The organism is Bradyrhizobium sp. 179 (assembly GCF_023073535.1).
GTDB lineage: Bacteria > Pseudomonadota > Alphaproteobacteria > Rhizobiales > Xanthobacteraceae > Bradyrhizobium.
In genome coordinates this window covers 55,295-70,997 of the sequence record NZ_JADPJR010000087.1, presented here as the reverse complement: position 1 = coordinate 70,997, position 15,703 = coordinate 55,295, and the positions used below count along the sequence as shown (strand labels likewise).

11 protein-coding genes are annotated in these 15,703 nt (G+C 64.5%); 6 read left to right on the top strand and 5 right to left on the bottom strand.

All coding sequences use genetic code 11. The annotated features are described in order from the left end of the window. Positions 1 to 56: 56 nt before the first annotated feature. Positions 57 to 1,994, bottom strand: coding sequence for a M3 family oligoendopeptidase (locus IVB12_RS21290; protein ID WP_247301564.1), 1,938 nt, complete (start codon positions 1,992 to 1,994; stop codon positions 57 to 59). A 127-nt stretch (positions 1,995 to 2,121) separates the two neighbouring features. Here IVB12_RS21290 and IVB12_RS21285 point away from each other — a divergent pair, with 127 nt between their 5' ends. The 3 genes from IVB12_RS21285 to IVB12_RS21275 all read left to right on the top strand — a co-directional run bounded on the left by IVB12_RS21285 (position 2,122) and on the right by IVB12_RS21275 (position 8,066). Beyond that, complete coding sequence (locus tag IVB12_RS21285) at positions 2,122 to 3,618, top strand: sigma-54 dependent transcriptional regulator (RefSeq protein WP_247301562.1); 1,497 nt, start codon at positions 2,122 to 2,124, stop codon at positions 3,616 to 3,618. 346 nt (positions 3,619 to 3,964) lie between these two features. After that, positions 3,965 to 6,172, top strand: coding sequence for a L,D-transpeptidase family protein (locus IVB12_RS21280; RefSeq protein WP_247301560.1), 2,208 nt, complete (start codon positions 3,965 to 3,967; stop codon positions 6,170 to 6,172). Between the two features lie 277 nt (positions 6,173 to 6,449). Next, positions 6,450 to 8,066 (top strand): DUF882 domain-containing protein, encoded by a 1,617-nt coding sequence (locus IVB12_RS21275; RefSeq protein WP_247301558.1) that lies wholly within the window; start codon positions 6,450 to 6,452, stop codon positions 8,064 to 8,066. 53 nt (positions 8,067 to 8,119) lie between these two features. Here IVB12_RS21275 and IVB12_RS21270 read toward each other — a convergent pair whose 3' ends face one another. The 3 genes from IVB12_RS21270 to IVB12_RS21260 form a co-directional block, all read right to left on the bottom strand. Continuing rightward, positions 8,120 to 9,883: an adenylate/guanylate cyclase domain-containing protein gene (locus tag IVB12_RS21270; RefSeq protein ID WP_247301557.1), complete on the bottom strand. Its 1,764-nt coding sequence runs from the start codon at positions 9,881 to 9,883 to the stop codon at positions 8,120 to 8,122. Between the two features lie 81 nt (positions 9,884 to 9,964). Then, entirely contained in the window at positions 9,965 to 10,237 is a 273-nt protein-coding gene (locus tag IVB12_RS21265) for a DUF2312 domain-containing protein (protein WP_247301556.1), read from the bottom strand. Positions 10,238 to 10,424: 187 nt separating this feature from the next. Continuing rightward, on the bottom strand, positions 10,425 to 10,730 hold the full coding sequence (locus IVB12_RS21260; RefSeq protein ID WP_247301554.1) for a DUF1244 domain-containing protein: 306 nt from the start codon (positions 10,728 to 10,730) through the stop codon (positions 10,425 to 10,427). 190 nt (positions 10,731 to 10,920) lie between these two features. Between IVB12_RS21260 and IVB12_RS21255 the strand changes: the two genes are divergently transcribed. Continuing rightward, complete coding sequence (locus IVB12_RS21255; RefSeq protein ID WP_247301553.1) at positions 10,921 to 11,511, top strand: DUF1036 domain-containing protein; 591 nt, start codon at positions 10,921 to 10,923, stop codon at positions 11,509 to 11,511. Next, positions 11,508 to 12,944, top strand: a complete 1,437-nt coding sequence (gene pyk, locus IVB12_RS21250) for a pyruvate kinase (RefSeq protein ID WP_247301550.1) — start codon at positions 11,508 to 11,510, stop codon at positions 12,942 to 12,944. Before IVB12_RS21255 ends, pyk begins: the two co-directional genes overlap by 4 nt. Before the next feature lie 147 nt (positions 12,945 to 13,091). Here the strand turns inward: pyk and IVB12_RS21245 are convergent, their stop codons facing one another. Continuing rightward, entirely contained in the window at positions 13,092 to 13,772 is a 681-nt protein-coding gene (locus IVB12_RS21245; RefSeq protein ID WP_247301549.1) for a TetR/AcrR family transcriptional regulator, read from the bottom strand. Here IVB12_RS21245 and IVB12_RS21240 point away from each other — a divergent pair. Further along, positions 13,771 to 15,540, top strand: a complete 1,770-nt coding sequence (locus IVB12_RS21240) for a hypothetical protein (RefSeq protein ID WP_346657747.1) — start codon at positions 13,771 to 13,773, stop codon at positions 15,538 to 15,540. The genes IVB12_RS21245 and IVB12_RS21240 overlap by 2 nt on opposite strands. Positions 15,541 to 15,703 lie beyond the last annotated feature (163 nt).

The following is a 15,703-nucleotide window of genomic DNA, read 5'->3' as shown; positions in this document are numbered from 1 at the left end:
ACATTGCTGGACTCTTGGTTCAACAGACGTTTTACGCCCCGTGAGAAGCCAGCCACTCAGGCCATCTTCTCCAGCTCGTCGATCATGCCGGCGATGACGCTGAGCCCGCCATCCCAGAACTTCGGGTCCTTGGCATCCAGCCCGAACGGCCGCAGCAGCTCGGAATAATGCTTGGTCCCGCCGGCGGCGAGCATGTCGAGATAGCGTTCGGCGAAGCCCTCGGCCGCATTCTCGTAGACCGCATAGAGCGAGTTCACGAGGCAATCGCCGAAGGCGTAGGCGTAGACGTAGAACGGCGAGTGGATGAAGTGCGGAATGTACATCCAGTAATTCTCATAGCCCGCCTTGATCTCGATCGCAGGCCCCAGGCTCTCGCCCTGCACCGACAGCCAGATCTCGCCGAGCCGCGTCGCGGTGAGCTCGCCGTTCTTGCGCTCGGTATGAACCGCGCGTTCGAACGAATAGAACGCGATCTGCCGCACCACGGTATTGATCATGTCCTCGACCTTGCCGGCGAGCAGCGCCTGGCGCTGTTTTGCGCTCTTGGTCTGCGCCAGCAGCCGCCGGAAGGTCAGCATCTCGCCGAACACGCTCGCGGTCTCCGCCAGCGTCAGCGGCGTCGGCGCCATCAGCGCGCCGTTCTTCGCGGCGAGCACCTGATGCACGCCATGGCCGAGCTCGTGCGCGAGCGTCATCACGTCGCGCGGCTTGCCCTGGTAGTTCATCAGCACGTAAGGGTGCGCCGACGGCGTGGTCGGATGCGAGAACGCGCCGGGCGCCTTGCCCGGACGCACCGGCGCGTCGATCCAGCGATCGGTGAAGAAGCGCTCCGCAATGTCGGCCATCTTGGGTGAGAAGCCGCGATAGGCCGTCAACACCATGTTCCGCGCATCGGGCCAGCCGATGACATCGGTCGCGGCAAAGGGCAGCGGCGCGTTACGGTCCCAATAAGCGAGCCGCTTCTTGCCGAACCACTTCGCCTTCAGTGCGTAGTAGCGATGCGATAATTTTGGATAGGCCGCGCGCACCGAGGCGACCAGCGCATCCACCACCTCGCGCTCGACGCGGTTGTTGAGGTGCCGGGAATCCGCAACATCCTGAAAGCCGCGCCAGCGGTCGGAAATGTCCTTGTCCTTCGCGAGCGTGTTGGTGATCAGCGCAAAAGTGCGCTCATTGGCCTTGAAGGTCTTCGCCAGGGCTTCGGCGGCGGCCTTGCGCTTTGCGCCGTCTCGGTCCTGCAACAGATTGAGCGTCGGCTCGATCGCGAGCTCTTTTGCGCCCACCTTGAAGCGCAGGCCCGAGATGGTCTGGTCGAACAGCCTGTTGAAGGCGGAATAGCTGGTCTGCGCCTTCTCCAGGAAGAGCTGCTCGAGCTTATCGTCGAGCTGATACGGCTTCTCCTTGCGCAAATCCTCGATCCAGGGGCGATAGTGTGCCAGCTCCGGTGTCTGCATCGCGCGGTTCAAAATGTCGTCATCGATCCGATTGAGCTCGAGCGCGAAGAACAGAAGATGTGTCGACGCCGCCGTCAGGCGCTCGGACACGTCGCCGTAAAACTTTGAAATCGCAGGGTCCACGCTGTCGCCGGCGTGGACCAGGCCGGCATAGGAGCCGAGACGGCCGGCGAGGTCGTCGATCGCCTCATAGCGTCGCACGGCTTCAGCGAGCCATTTTCCGCCATCTTCGTTTGCTGTCCCTGTCGCGAGCTTGCCCTTGTAGTCCGTCTCGAACGCGACGCAATCGGCATCCATCTTGTCGAGGTCGCGCGCCACTTCCGGCGCCTCGATCCCCGAATAGAGATCGGCCAGGTTCCACTCCGGAAGCTTGCCGGTCTTGCTTGCAGGCTTTGCAGGCGGAGACTTTATCGGTGAAGGCCTGGAGGACTTTGCTTTGGCGGCGGATTTCCTGGTGCTCGGCTTGCGGGGAGCGGACTTGCTGGAAGCGGGCTTCTTGAGAGCAGACTTCTTGAGAGCGAGCTTGGAGCGCGAATTCATTGTGTGGGAAACCTGTGTTCAACCGTCGCGACGGCGGGCGTGGGCATCAAGGTTTAAGAGTGCGTTAATCGGCTTCGGCCAGAGTGCCCCGATTCGAGACAGATAGTTGTAGCGTGCAGGGAACACCATGGCTGCCAGTATTTTGATCGCCGACGACGACGCTGTAGCCCGCCGGCTGGTCGAAAACATGGTGCAGAAATGCGGCTACGAGACGGTCGTCGTGGATTCTGGCGACGCCGCGATCGCTGCCCTCACCGCTCCCGACGCCCCGACCATCGACGGCGTCATCCTCGATCTCGTGATGCCCGGCCTCGACGGCATGGGTGTGTTGGCGAAAATCCGCGAAGCGGGCCTCAGCATCCCCGTCATCGTGCAGACCGCGCATGGCGGCATCGACAACGTGATCTCGGCGATGCGCGCCGGCGCGGCCGATTTCGTCGTCAAGCCGGTCGGCTTGGAGCGGCTTCAGGTTTCATTGCGCAACGCGCTGAACGCCTCCGCACTGAAGGGCGAATTGCAGCGCATCCGTCACAGCCGCGAGGGCCGCCTGAGCTTCTCCGACATCATCACCCGCTCCGAGGCGATGGCAGGCGTGATGCGCGCCGCGCAGAAGGCGGCGAACTCCTCGATTCCCGTGCTGATCGAGGGCGAGTCCGGCGTCGGCAAGGAGATGTTCGCGCGCGCCATTCATGGCAGCGGCGAGCGTAAGGCAAAACCCTTTGTCGCCGTGAATTGCGGCGCGATTCCCGACAACCTCGTCGAGTCCATCCTGTTCGGCCATGAGAAGGGCGCCTTCACCGGCGCCACCGAGCGGCACATGGGCAAGTTCGTCGAGGCTCATGGCGGCACGCTGTTCCTGGACGAGATCAGCGAGTTGCCGCTGACGGCGCAGGTCAAGCTCTTGCGCGCGCTCCAGGAAGGCGCGGTCGAGGCGGTCGGCGGCCGCAAGCCCGTCAAGGTCGACGTGCGCATCATCTCCGCGACCAATCGCAAGCTCCTGGAGCGGGTCAAACAGGGGCACTTCCGCGAAGATCTGTTTTATCGCCTGCACGTGCTGCCGCTGACGATCCCCTCGCTGCGCGCCCGGCGCGAGGACATTCCGCATCTGCTGCGGCATTTCCTGGCGCGCTTTGCCGCCGAGGAGAACCGCACCATCACCGGCATCAGCGGCGAAGCGGTGGCGCACCTCGCCCAGCTCGACTGGCCCGGCAACATCCGCCAACTCGAAAACGCGGTCTACCGCGCGGTGGTGATGAGCGACGGCGACCAGCTTGGCCTCGGCGATTTTCCCCTGCTCGCCTCGCAGCCGCATCCCGCAACCGAGATTCCGACTGCGCCACTGATGCTCGAGCCGATTGCGGCGCCTTCCTTGGTATCGGGTAACGAAATACCGATTGCTCCCCTCCCGTCGGCGGGAACTCTCTGCATGCTGACCGCGAGCGGAGATGTCCGCGCGCTGGAGGACATGGAGAACGAAATCATCCGCTTCGCGATCTCGCATTACCGCGGGCAGATGTCCGAAGTCGCCCGCCGCCTCAAAATCGGCCGGTCCACGCTCTACCGCAAACTCGACGAAGCAGGGGTGCCCGGCCATGGCGGGAAAAGCGACGAGGAGACGCACTGAGCCGTATCTGCACAGCGGATTGCCTGTTGCCGCGAAGAGGCCGCAAGCCCTTCGCATCACGGTGAAATTTGGCCGCGACGTGAACCGTGACCTGGAAGTGACAGACACAGGGAAAAGCGCGTGGGGCATGCGCATAATTCGTTGCCAAGAAGGCTGCCTTGACGTCAGTTTGTCGTGAGTTGTCCCGGGTAGCGCTGGCCGCAAAAACGGGGCCCGTATATCGTCTGCGTATGAATCGTTGCGTGCAGGCGTGCGACTTTCGAGAGGCCGGCGCGTTTAGCCGAAGATTTAGCGACGATAACGAAGCTGTTCCACGAGGGACAGTTCACCCGAGGGGTGTGACACAATGCGTGACTGTTTGAACCACCGTGCAGGCTTTGACCGTGTCTTGATGACGGTCGCGGCAACCTTCCTCACGGTGTCGGCCAGCTCAGCCCTGGCGCAGGATCAGACGCGCAGCAGCGCCGCCGAGCTCGCAATCGAGGCCGCGATCCCGCGCCCCGAGCCGGCCAACGTCCCGCCTCCAACCGCCTCCGACATCAAGCTCGATACCACCGCCACCGTTCAGGCCACTGCGAAGGAGCCCGTGAAGGCCGAAGTCGCACCGGCGCCCGACAAGGTCGAGACCAGGCCTTCCGATGTCGCCACCTCGCCCGCCACTGAGGCGCCGACGAGCGAGACGGCCAAGAGCGAACCTGCGAAGACCGAATCCGCGAAGACCGAGCCTGCCGCATCTGAACAAACCAAGGCAGACACGGCGACGGCAACGCCAGCCGCGCCTGTGGCCCCGGCTCCGGCCGCCGAGCCGGTGAAGGCCGCGAGCAACGTTCCCGCTGCCGACCAGCCGGTCGCCGACAGGCTCAAGGACATCATCGGCGCCAAGACGTCGCGCCATTTCGACCGCAAGAACGAACGCGCGGCGATCGAGAAGTTTTACGGTGCGCGCGACTTCGCGCCGGTCTGGACGCAAGGCGGCAGCCTGACCGCTGCAGCCAAGGGTGTGATCGCGCGGCTGAAGGACGCGGCCTCCGACGGCCTCAATCCGGCCGACTATCCGGTGCCGGATTTCGCCGCCGCGACCACGCCCGATACGCTCGCCGATGCCGAGCTGAAACTCACCGCCAGCATGTTCGACTATGCGCGGCACGCTCAGAGTGGCCGCATGCACTGGTCGCAGGTCAGCGGCGACATCCTCTATCCCGAGCACCCGGTCGACCCGAACGAAGTGCTTGCCAAGGTCACGACCGCGACGGATGCGTCCGCGGCGCTCGACAGCTACAACCCGCCGCACAAGCTCTACAAGGAGCTGAAGGCCAAGCTCGCGGAGCTCCGCGGCCACGGCAGCGGCCCGTTGATCGAGATCGCCGACGGTCCGGCGCTGAAATACACCCCGGCCGGCAAGAAGCAGGCCGAGATCGTCGTGGAAGATCCGCGCGTGCCGCAGCTGCGCGCCAAGCTCGGCATCACCGAGAACGCGAATGACACCCGCTATGACGCGGCGGTCGCCGACGCCGTGCGCAGATTCCAGAGCGGCGCCGAGATCAAGGCGACCGGCATCCTCGACGACAAGACTGTCAAGGCGCTTAACACCCCCAAGCGCGACAAGCAGATCGACGTGGTGCTGGTGAACATGGAGCGCTGGCGCTGGCTGCCGCGCGACCTCGGGGCGTCCTCACTCGGCGATGCCTATGTCATCCTCAACATTCCCGACTATACGCTGAAGGTGATGCAGCGCGGCCAGCAGGTCTGGAGCACCCGCGTCGTCACCGGCAAACCGGGCACGCATGCGACGCCGCTGCTCACCGAGACGATGAAGTACATCACGGTCAATCCGACCTGGAATGTGCCCCCGTCGATCGTCTACAACGAATATCTGCCGGCGCTTCAGCAGGACCCGACCGTGCTTCAGCGCATGGGCCTCAAGCTCGAGCAGAACCGCGACGGCTCGGTGCACATCTCGCAGCCGCCGGGTGAAGCCAACGCGCTCGGCCGCATCCGCTTCAATTTCCCGAACAAGTTCCTGGTCTATCAGCACGACACGCCGGACAAGCATTTGTTCGCCCGGGACGAGCGCGCCTTCAGCCACGGCTGCATGCGTGTGCAGAATCCGGATCAGTACGCGTCCGTGCTGCTCAATATCACCATGCCGAACGACAAGTATACGCCCGAGCGCGTCCGCAGCATGTACGGCAAGGGCGAGATCGACCTGAAATTCCCGACCCCGATCCCGGTCAACATCACCTATCAGACCGCGTTCGTGGATGACGCCGCCAAGCTCCAGTTCCGCAAGGACATCTATGGCCGCGACGCGACCATGATCAACATCCTGAAGAACAACCGCGGCAAGGACCTCGAGGCCGTCGTAGCGCATTCGCAGCCGAGCTATTCGCGCCCGGCAACGACGCTGCCGTCAGGGGTGGCGGTGGCCAACAATGGCGGCGGCTTTGGCTCATCCGGCCCGAATTTCTTCGAACGGCTGTTCGGGGCGCCGACCCCGCCGGCGCCGCCCGCACCGGTGGGCCGCCGACCGCAGCAGCGGGTATTCACCCGCTGAGGCTCAGCTCCCTCTATAAAATTCTGCAATAAAATCAGCGACCCCGTCCTTTGGACGGCGTCGCTTAACGTTAACCACCCTCAACCTCGGCCCGGACAGCGGGCGTTTTTTTGCCACAGTCAACCGTTTAGGATTGTATTCTGACTTGGTTTGGGGGCGGGAAGGTCAACCTCGAATTAACCTTCTCGCTTTAAGAAAGCGTTCATCCTCTTTCGCGCTGCTACGGGGTTGGCGGGAGAGTCCATTTTGAACGCTCGTCGACTGGGTGGGCTCATACGTGCTGACTGGTCTCGCACGCCAATTCGCTGTGCTGTCGTTGTCCCATGCGGGAGTGAAGGCCGGATCCAGGATCGGCCTCGCTGCTGCACTGCTGCTTGCTGCCGCAGGTTCGGTTCATGATGCCGCCGCGCTGAACGAAACCAAGACGCTCTCCTTTCATCACACCCATTCCGGCGAAGACCTCACCGTCACCTTCAAGCGCGACGGCCGGTATGACGAAGCCGCGCTGAAGCAGCTCAACCACTTTCTGCGCGACTGGCGCACCCAGGATGAGACGGTCATGGACCGACGCCTGTTCGACATCCTCTGGGAAGTCTATCGCGACGTCGACGGCAAGCAGCCGATCCAGATCATCTCCTCCTACCGCTCCCCCGCTACCAACGCCATGCTCCGCCGCCGCTCCTCCGGTGTGGCGCGCTTCAGCCAGCATATGCTGGGCCACGCGATGGACTTCTATATCCCCGGCGTGCCGCTGGAGCAGATTCGCTTCGCCGGCCTGCGCCTCCAGCGTGGCGGCGTCGGCTTCTATCCGACCTCCGGCTCGCCCTTCGTGCACCTCGACACCGGCAGCATCCGGCACTGGCCGCGCATGACGCATGACCAGCTCGCCCGCGTCTTCCCGGACGGAAAAACAGTGCATCTGCCGACCGACGGCGTTCCGCTGAAGGGTTATGAGCTCGCCAAGGCCGAGATCGAGCGACGCGGCAGCGGCGACGATTCCGGCAGCAAGACCAATTTCTTCGCCGCCTTGTTCAAGGGCAGGTCGGCGGCTCCGGCCGCCAGCAGCGACGAGGATGACGAGGGTGCACCGGCGCCGGCCGCGAAACCGGCGACGCCGACCGTGGTCGCCGCCGCGGCCAAGTCCGCCGAGCCGGTGCCGACGCCGCGCGCCAAGCCGCAGATCGCTGCAACGCTCCAGCTCGCCTCGGCCGACGCGCAGATCGTTGCGCCACCTAAGCCGAAGCCCGTGGCTGACAAGCTGGCGACCGCCAAATCTGCCGATGCCAAGCCCGAGACCCCGGCCGACATCATCAATGCCCGCGGTTTCTGGGATGATATCCCGGCCGCGCCGCAGCAGGCGACGCCGGCACAGGTCGCAGCGTTGAAGGCGCGCCAGGCACTCGCCCCCGCCAGCGATCCGCAAGCCACCGCGAGCGTCTCCAGCGCGGCCTATCAGGCGCTGGCCTTTGCCCCCGCATCCGCCTCGCCGGTCGACCGCGCCAATGTCGTCGCCGCCTCTGCCCCGATCCCGCGCTCCGCTCGTACCGCTTCCACGACGCGCAGCCTCGCTCAGGCCGAGATCAACACGGTGGTCGGTAAGAGCATCGATGGAAGGATCGCAACCGCGACCCGGCTCTCCGCGGCCAAGGGCGACAGCATCTGGCTCAAGATCGTGATGCTCTCACCGAGCGCCAGCCGTGCGATGTCGGTGACGCTGATGGGCGAGCTCGATACCGCGGCGCTGCGCCGCTATTTCGTCAAGCCGCACGCTGTGATCGCGATGGGTTTTGTCGAGGACCCGATGCAGGGCCTGTCCTGCGACAGTTTCTCGGGTAGCGCCACCGCCAAGCTCGAGACGACGTCCTTCGTCATGCGCACTGCCGCGCTGCGCTGAGAGCCGCGGCCCAGCCAACCTCTCGCCTGCCCTGTTCTTGCTGCGCGTATCGATCATGCCGGCAGGCCAGCTCTGAGGAGCCCGGATTCGTGACGCTCGCGATCGATCTCGCGCTTGTAGTGCAGGGTTGCAAGATAGGCTGCCACCGAGAACCCGGGTTCGCGCTTCAGGACCTCCGCGGCGTGAGCGCCAGCCGCGACGGCATTGTTCATCTGCGCGAATATCGCTGCAAGGAACGCGTGATGGGTATAGTCGGGCCGCGTGATCCTTGAAAACGCCTCGGCAGCCTCGGCGTATTTCTCCGCGCAATAATACGCGCGACCGAGATGGCTCCAGAATCGCTCGGGATGATGAGGGTTGAGCCGCATCGCTTTCCTGATCCAGTCGATTCCCTCCTCAGGCAAGCCCAGCCAGGTCAGGAGCTCTCCCTGCTGCACGACAACCAGATCGTAGTTCGGGTTGAGGGCCAGCGCACGCTCCTGATGATAAGTGGCTTTTTCATAGTCGTGGCGCGTCAGGTTGAGCGCGGCGAGGATGCGGTGCACGTCTGCATCGTTTTCGTCGAGTGCCAACGCGATTTCGAGTTCTGCAGCCACCTGCTCGAAAGTCGCGTCGCGGTCAGCGCACCAGCCATAGATCCAGCACTGGCCGAGCACACACGCCTTCCAGGCGTGGGCGTGGGCGTAATTCGGATCCATCGCCAGCGCCCGGTTGAGCAGTATCTGCGCCTGCGCGTTGTCCTCGCGTGTTGAACGGTGATGCAGGAGCTTTGCAGCCAGCACGCATTCGTAGGCGCGCATGTTCTCGGTCGGCTTGCGCTTGGTGCGGTCATGCGCTGCCGCTTCGACGCGACCAGGCAACGTCGCGACGATCGCGCGGGTCATCTCGTCCTGGATGGCGAAAATATCCTCGAGCTCGCGATCGTAACGTTCAGCCCAGATGTGGCGATCGGTTTCCGCGTCGATCAGCTGCACGGTGACGCGGACACGCCCGCCGGCTTTTCGCACGCTGCCCTCGATGACATAGTCGACCCCGAACTCGCGGCCGATGTCCTGGACCTTTACGGCCTTGCCCTTGTAGACGAAGGTCGAGTTTCGCGAGATGACGAGCAGGTCGTGGAAGCGCGAGAGCTCGGTGATGATATCTTCCGTGAGACCGTCGGCGAAGAATTCCTGTTCCGGATCGCCGCTCATGTTGGCGAACGGCAGCACGGCGATGGACGGCTTCTTTGAGACAATTGGTGACGTAACAGCCTTCGTCGCCTCTGGCAGGCTTGCAGGCCCTTCCGCCAGCCGAATGCGGAAGATGCGGATCGGGCGAGCGATGTTCTTGACGTTCTGCTCGCCGAGATCGTCGAATTGAACTCCGTCGAGCCGGTCGCCCACCTGATCGCGCACCGCGCCTGAAACGCAGATCCCTCCAGGTTCGGCCAGCGCCTCCAGTCGTGCTGCGACGTTGACGCCGTCACCGAAAATGTCGTTCTGATCGACGATGACATCGCCAAGATTGATGCCGATGCGGAATTGTATCCATCGCGGCGGCGGGACATCGGCATTGCGTCGCGCCATGCGGCGCTGAACCTCGGCGGCACAAAGCACGGCATCGACGACGCTGTGGAATTCGGCGAGCATGCCGTCACCCGTCGTCTTGATGATGGTGCCGCGATTCTTGGCAATGGCCGGATCGATGAGCTCGACCCGATGGGTCTTCAGGCGCGCAAGGGTACCCGCCTCGTCGACTTCCATCAGCCGGCTAAAGCCGACCATGTCGGCGGCGAGGACCGCGGCAAGCCTGCGCTCTGGTCCCGGCACATCCATCGCTCGGTCCCTTCACCGGGCACTCTAGCAGATGAAGGGATTTCGCCCAAGCTTCGTGCGCTGCAACGCCCCCCGGGCGCCTCAGATCATCCCCAGCGCCTGCATGTAGGTCTCGAGAATGGTCTCGGCCTCGGCGCGCTCGTTAGGGTCCTGCTTGCGCAGGCGCACGATGGTGCGCAGCGCCTTGACGTCGTAGCCGTTGCCCTTGCTCTCGGCATAGACGTCGCGGATGTCGTCCGAGATCGCCTTTTTCTCTTCCTCCAGCCGCTCGATGCGCTCGATGATGGATTTGAGCTGGTCCTTGGCAAATTTCGTCGCGGGCTCGTCGTCGCGGACGGCGGCGGAGATGGCCATCTTGGTACTCCCAATGGAACTGGCAAAACGAGGTGACGCCGGCATCCTCACCGCGCGTGCTGGGTAGACCCTTAGGGTTGGTGCTCCCGGCGTTCAAGGCAGCATCGCGCTCGTCCACAGTGCGCCCACACCTTCCTGCGGCTGCTTGAAGAAAGCTGTTGTGTGACCCGACTCAGCAGGCCGTCGTTCAGTGCCCGCGGGGATGGACTTTCTTCATCGCCTCGATCTGCTCCGGCGTGGCCGTGCCCTGGTATTTCGACTTCCAGGTCTCGTAGGGCATGCCGTAGACGGCCTCCCGGCTCTCCTCCTTGCTCAAGGCGACGCCTTGAGCGTCGGCGGCGTCCTTGAGCCAGTTGGACAGGCAGTTGCGGCAGAAGCCGGCGAGGTTCATCAGGTCGATGTTCTGGACGTCCGTGCGCGTCCTCAAATGATCGACCAGACGGCGGAAAGCGGCCGCCTCGAGCTCCGTTCTGGTTTTGTCGTCGATTGCCATAGCTGGATTCCTTGGCCCTGAATTGTGCCCTGCCGCCCGATGGCGGTCACCCTTACGGGATCAGGTGGGTCCTGTCACAGATTTTGCTATATCACGGCGCAAACGAGCCGGCAGCCGGCCTTACCGCTCCTTGGGGCGGTTCTGCGGCGCCACGCCAAATCGTCAATGATCTGATATAGCTTCCGCGACAATGATCGCCGAATCTCCCCGCTCCCCCCTTTGCGTGCTCGCCCGGTTGGTCCCGGTGCTGGCGGTCGCGCTGCTATGCCTCTGGACCAGCCCGGCGTCCGCCGATTTCCGCCTCTGCAATAACACGTCGAGCCGGGTGGGAATCGCGCTCGGCTACAAGGACGCCGAAGGCTGGACCACCGAGGGCTGGTGGAACATCTCGTCCCGCTCCTGCGAGACGCTGCTGCGGGGAACGCTGGTCGCCCGCTATTATTACATCTACGCCATCGACTACGACCGTGGCGGTGAATGGTCGGGCCAAGCCTTCATGTGCTCGCGCGACAAGGAGTTCACCATCCGCGGCACCGAGGATTGCCTAGCGCGCGGCTACGATCGCACCGGCTATTTCGAGGTCGATACCGGCGAGCAGCGGGCTTGGACGGTCCAGCTCACCGACGCCAACGAACAACCGGCGCAGCAGCGCGTACCTGGCCTGCCCGGCACGGTTGGCCCGGGCGGGGTTCCCGGTTTGCCCAACAGCCCGCCCGGTGGTACGCCGCCCCCGACTGGCCTCCCGCCAGCGCCCTCGCCCCCGTCTGGAAGTAAGCAATGAGGCGCCTTCGCCGTATCAAGATTCTCGCGACCCTGGGACCTGCCTCGTCGGACCTCGCGATGATCCGCCGCCTGTTCGAGGCCGGCGCCGACCTGTTTCGCATCAACATGAGCCACACCCCGCATGACAAGATGCGGGAGCTGGTGGCAACGATCCGCAACGTCGAATCGAGCTACGGCCGGCCGATCGGCATTCTGGTCGACCTCCAGGGCCCGAAGCTCAGGCTCGGCGCCTTCACTGACGGCGCGGTCCAGCTCCAGAACGGCCAGACCTTCACCCTCGATTCCGACAAGGCGCCAGGCGATACCACGCGCGTCCACCTGCCGCATCCGGAGATCCTGGCCGCGCTGCGGCCCGGCCATGCGCTGCTGCTCGACGACGGCAAGGTGCGGCTGATCGCGGAGGAGACCACGAAGCAGCACGCGGTGACGCGTGTCGTGGTCGGCGGCAAGATGAGCGACCGCAAGGGCGTCAGCCTGCCCGACACCGACCTGCCGGTCTCGGCGATGACCCCGAAGGACCGCGCCGACCTCGAGGCGGCGCTCGTCACCGGCGTCGACTGGATCGCACTCTCCTTCGTGCAGCGGGCCGACGACGTGCTCGAAGCCAAGAAGATGATCCGTGGCCGCGCCGCCGTGATGGCCAAGATCGAGAAGCCACAGGCGATCGACCGCCTCGCCGACATCATCGAGGCCTCCGATGCGCTGATGGTGGCGCGCGGCGATCTCGGCGTCGAGCTGCCGCTGGAGCGGGTGCCGAGCCTGCAGAAGCAGATGACGCGGATGGCGCGCCGCGCCGGCAAGCCGGTGGTGATCGCGACCCAGATGTTGGAATCGATGATCCAGTCGCCGGTGCCGACCCGGGCCGAAGTCTCCGACGTCGCTACCGCCGTCTACGAGGGTGCCGACGCCATCATGCTGTCGGCGGAATCGGCGGCCGGCAAGTTCCCGGTCGAGGCGGTCTCGACCATGAACCGCATCGGCGAGGAGGTCGAGCGCGACCCGACCTATCGGTCGGTGATCATGGCGCAGCGCCCCGCGCCGGAATCTACCGCCGGTGATGCCATCGCCGACGCCGCGCGCCAGATCGCCGAGACGCTCGACCTGCCCGCCTTGATCTGCTGGACCAGCTCGGGCTCAACCGCCGTGCGCGTCGCACGTGAGCGGCCGAAGCCGCCGATCGTGGCGATTACACCGAACATCACGGCCGGCCGCCGCCTCGCCGTCGTCTGGGGCGTGCACTGCGTCGTGGCCGAGGATGCCCGCGACCAGGACGACATGGTCGGCCGCGCCGGCCAGATCGCGTTCCGGGACGGCTTCGTCCGGGCCGGCCAGCGCGTCATCATTGTCGCCGGCGTGCCGCTCGGCATCCCCGGCACCACCAACATGGTGCGCATCGCCTCGGTCGGCCCCGAGGACGACGCCCATATCTGATATCCGGCTGCTCAAACAAAAACTACGAAAACAACCCCATGCACAGTAGAAGGCCGGTCCGGCGCCCGTGCTGCGGTTTTTCGAAAAGCCCTGTGCGAGCAACGGCCTGAGCGCAATCAGGCCTCCGCCCGGATGGCGCGGCGGATTTTACGCCCCAACCAGCGCCTTCGTGGTCGGCAGCAGCGTCTGCTGCACCACCAGCCCCCTGGCCCGGGCGTCCATGACGCCTACCGCACGCAGCGCAAGCAGCGTCACCGTCTGCACCGCGTCGCGCATCTTGACGGGATCCTCGAGATTGTCGGGCGCGAGCGGCCCGACCAGGGATTCATGCAGCGCGCCGAGCAGCGCGGTGGCAGCGAGCGCGGTATCCTGCGCCGGCAGATGGCCGGCGCGCACGGCGGCGTCGATCCGGGACGCGATCTCGCCGGCGATCTCGCGGCGGCTGGCGAGGCGCGAGGCACTGACATCGACGTCAACGGGCTCGGCCAAGATGCCCCAGGCCAGCCTGCGCTGCGACAGCGTATGGACCGCCACGGTAGTGACCGCGGCCGCCAGCGCCGAGGACGGCCCCGGCGCGCCGTCGGCCGCCCGCCGGATGGCCGCCAGTTCGTCGCGCGAAACCTCGGCAATCAATTCGGAAATCAGCTCGGCCTTGGACGGGAAGTAGCGGTAGACCGTCCCCGCCGCAACATTGGCGCGGAGCGCGACTGGCGCGATCTGCACAGCCGCCATCCCGCCTTCGGCCGCAGCCTCCCGCGCCGCCGCCAATATCGCACTGCGCCGGGCCGCAAGGCGCTTCACCACTTGATGCGTCCGCCGATAAACCATGGCGCGCTTCCTGTCCCCACGCGCCAGCCACGCCCCGCGGCCGAACGCTTCGTCACGTCGAAAGATGCAAATCGCCCCGCAAGGACTGAACAACTATTCAGGGTGGATGACAAGGTACAAATGGGCATACGAACGCCACGCAGCTCTGAGCTGCAAGCAAGTAGTAAAGGCATCCTTGCACCGCTGGGCCGCGGCAAGCCGGTCCAGTTTACCTCAACTTAAAAGCGATCATGTTCAGGTGCTGACGCGCTGTTGTGCGTGGTCATTCAACTCCGAGAGTGCAATGTCGATCTCCATCACGAGCAGCGTTCCCCTCCGCGGCGTTGCGCGCTGGCTCATGCCGTTCTGCATTGGCGCCATTGTCTACGTGTTCTTTCTAGGCATCGGCGACGTCATGCTGCGCGACTCCGATACGCTGTGGCAGATCAAGATCGGGCAGTGGATCCTCGAACACCGCGCGCTGCCCTACAACGATATTTATTCGTTTACCCGGGCCGGCGAGGCCTGGATCTCGAGTTCCTGGCTGTCACAAGTGCTGTTCGCGCTTGTTTACGAACCATCGAACTGGTCGGGCGCAGTGATCCTGACATCGCTCGCGATCGGTGTGACTGCGGCGATTTTCGTCTACCTGCTCGAGCCCTATCTGGAACCTGCGCGCGCCTTTCTGCTCCTCACTCCGCTGCTCGCGATGTCGGTCGGCCACTTTCTCGCCCGCCCGCACATGCTGGCCTTGCCTGTCATGCTTGCCTTTGTCGGCGGGTTGCTGGCGGCCGCCGATCGGCGCACTGCGCCCTCCTGGCTGTTGCTGCCCTTGATGGCGTTGTGGGCCAATCTTCACGGCGGTTTCGTCATGGGGCTGGTCCTGATTGGACCCATTGGCCTCGATGCAATCGTAGCCGCCGATCGCAACGACCGGTTTGCAGTGGCGGCGCGCTGGGCCTTGTTCGGGCTTGCTGCGCTTGCCGCGAGCTGTTGCACGCCCTACGGCTGGGACACGCTTCTCGGCGCCACGAAAATCCTCAGCCTCGGTAAGCTGCTCTCGTTGATCTGGGAGTGGATGCCGGCCGACTTCAGCTCGTTCAGCCCGTTTGAAGCCGCCCTGCTCGGTTTGATCGCTATCGGCTATTGCAGCGGACTGACGCTGCGGTGGACCCGCATCCTTCTGCTGCTAGGCCTGACCTGGGCGGCACTCACCCACGTCAGAAACATCGAGGTCTTTGCCCTGTTGACCCCGCTCGTGGTCGCAAAGCCGTTCGCCGAACAATTGGGACTGACGAGAGCTGTGGCGCAAGAACCGCGGTTGTCCTTTACAATCACCGCAATTGCGGCGCTCGTGATCGTCGTCGCCGGCTGGAGCATCACCCGGTCCTATGCGACGCCGCACCGGTATGCTTTTATTGCCAATCAGAGTCCCGCGGCTGCGGTCGACCTGCTCGAACGGCGGCACGCGCAGCGGATCTTTAGCACCGCTCCGATCGGAGGCTATCTGATCACCCGCAACATCAAGAGCTTCATCGATGGCCGTGCCGAGCTGTATGGAGAGCAGTTTGTGCTCGACTACTTCGATGCCGTTGAGGGCAAGAACGTCGAGACTCTGCTGCGTCTGCTCGAGACCTACCGGATCGACGCGACGTTGCTGAACACCAGCATTCCCGCCGCGAGAATTATGGACCATTTGCCGGGGTGGAAGCGGCTCTATGCGGATGACATCGTCGTGGTTCACGTCCGCGATGACGCACCGGCGCAGCTACCTTCCGCATCACGGTGAGCCAAACAAGGCCGCTGGCTCTCGCGACCTTGCGCGTAAGAAGAAAACCATGGCGGAAAGCTTGCCTTCAGCTCTCCTTCGAGGCGTGCGTCTGCGGCGGACTCTCAGGTGGTTTGCGGCGGGATATTGAGCCGCATGGTGAGGCGCCTGCCAAGCGGGCGAC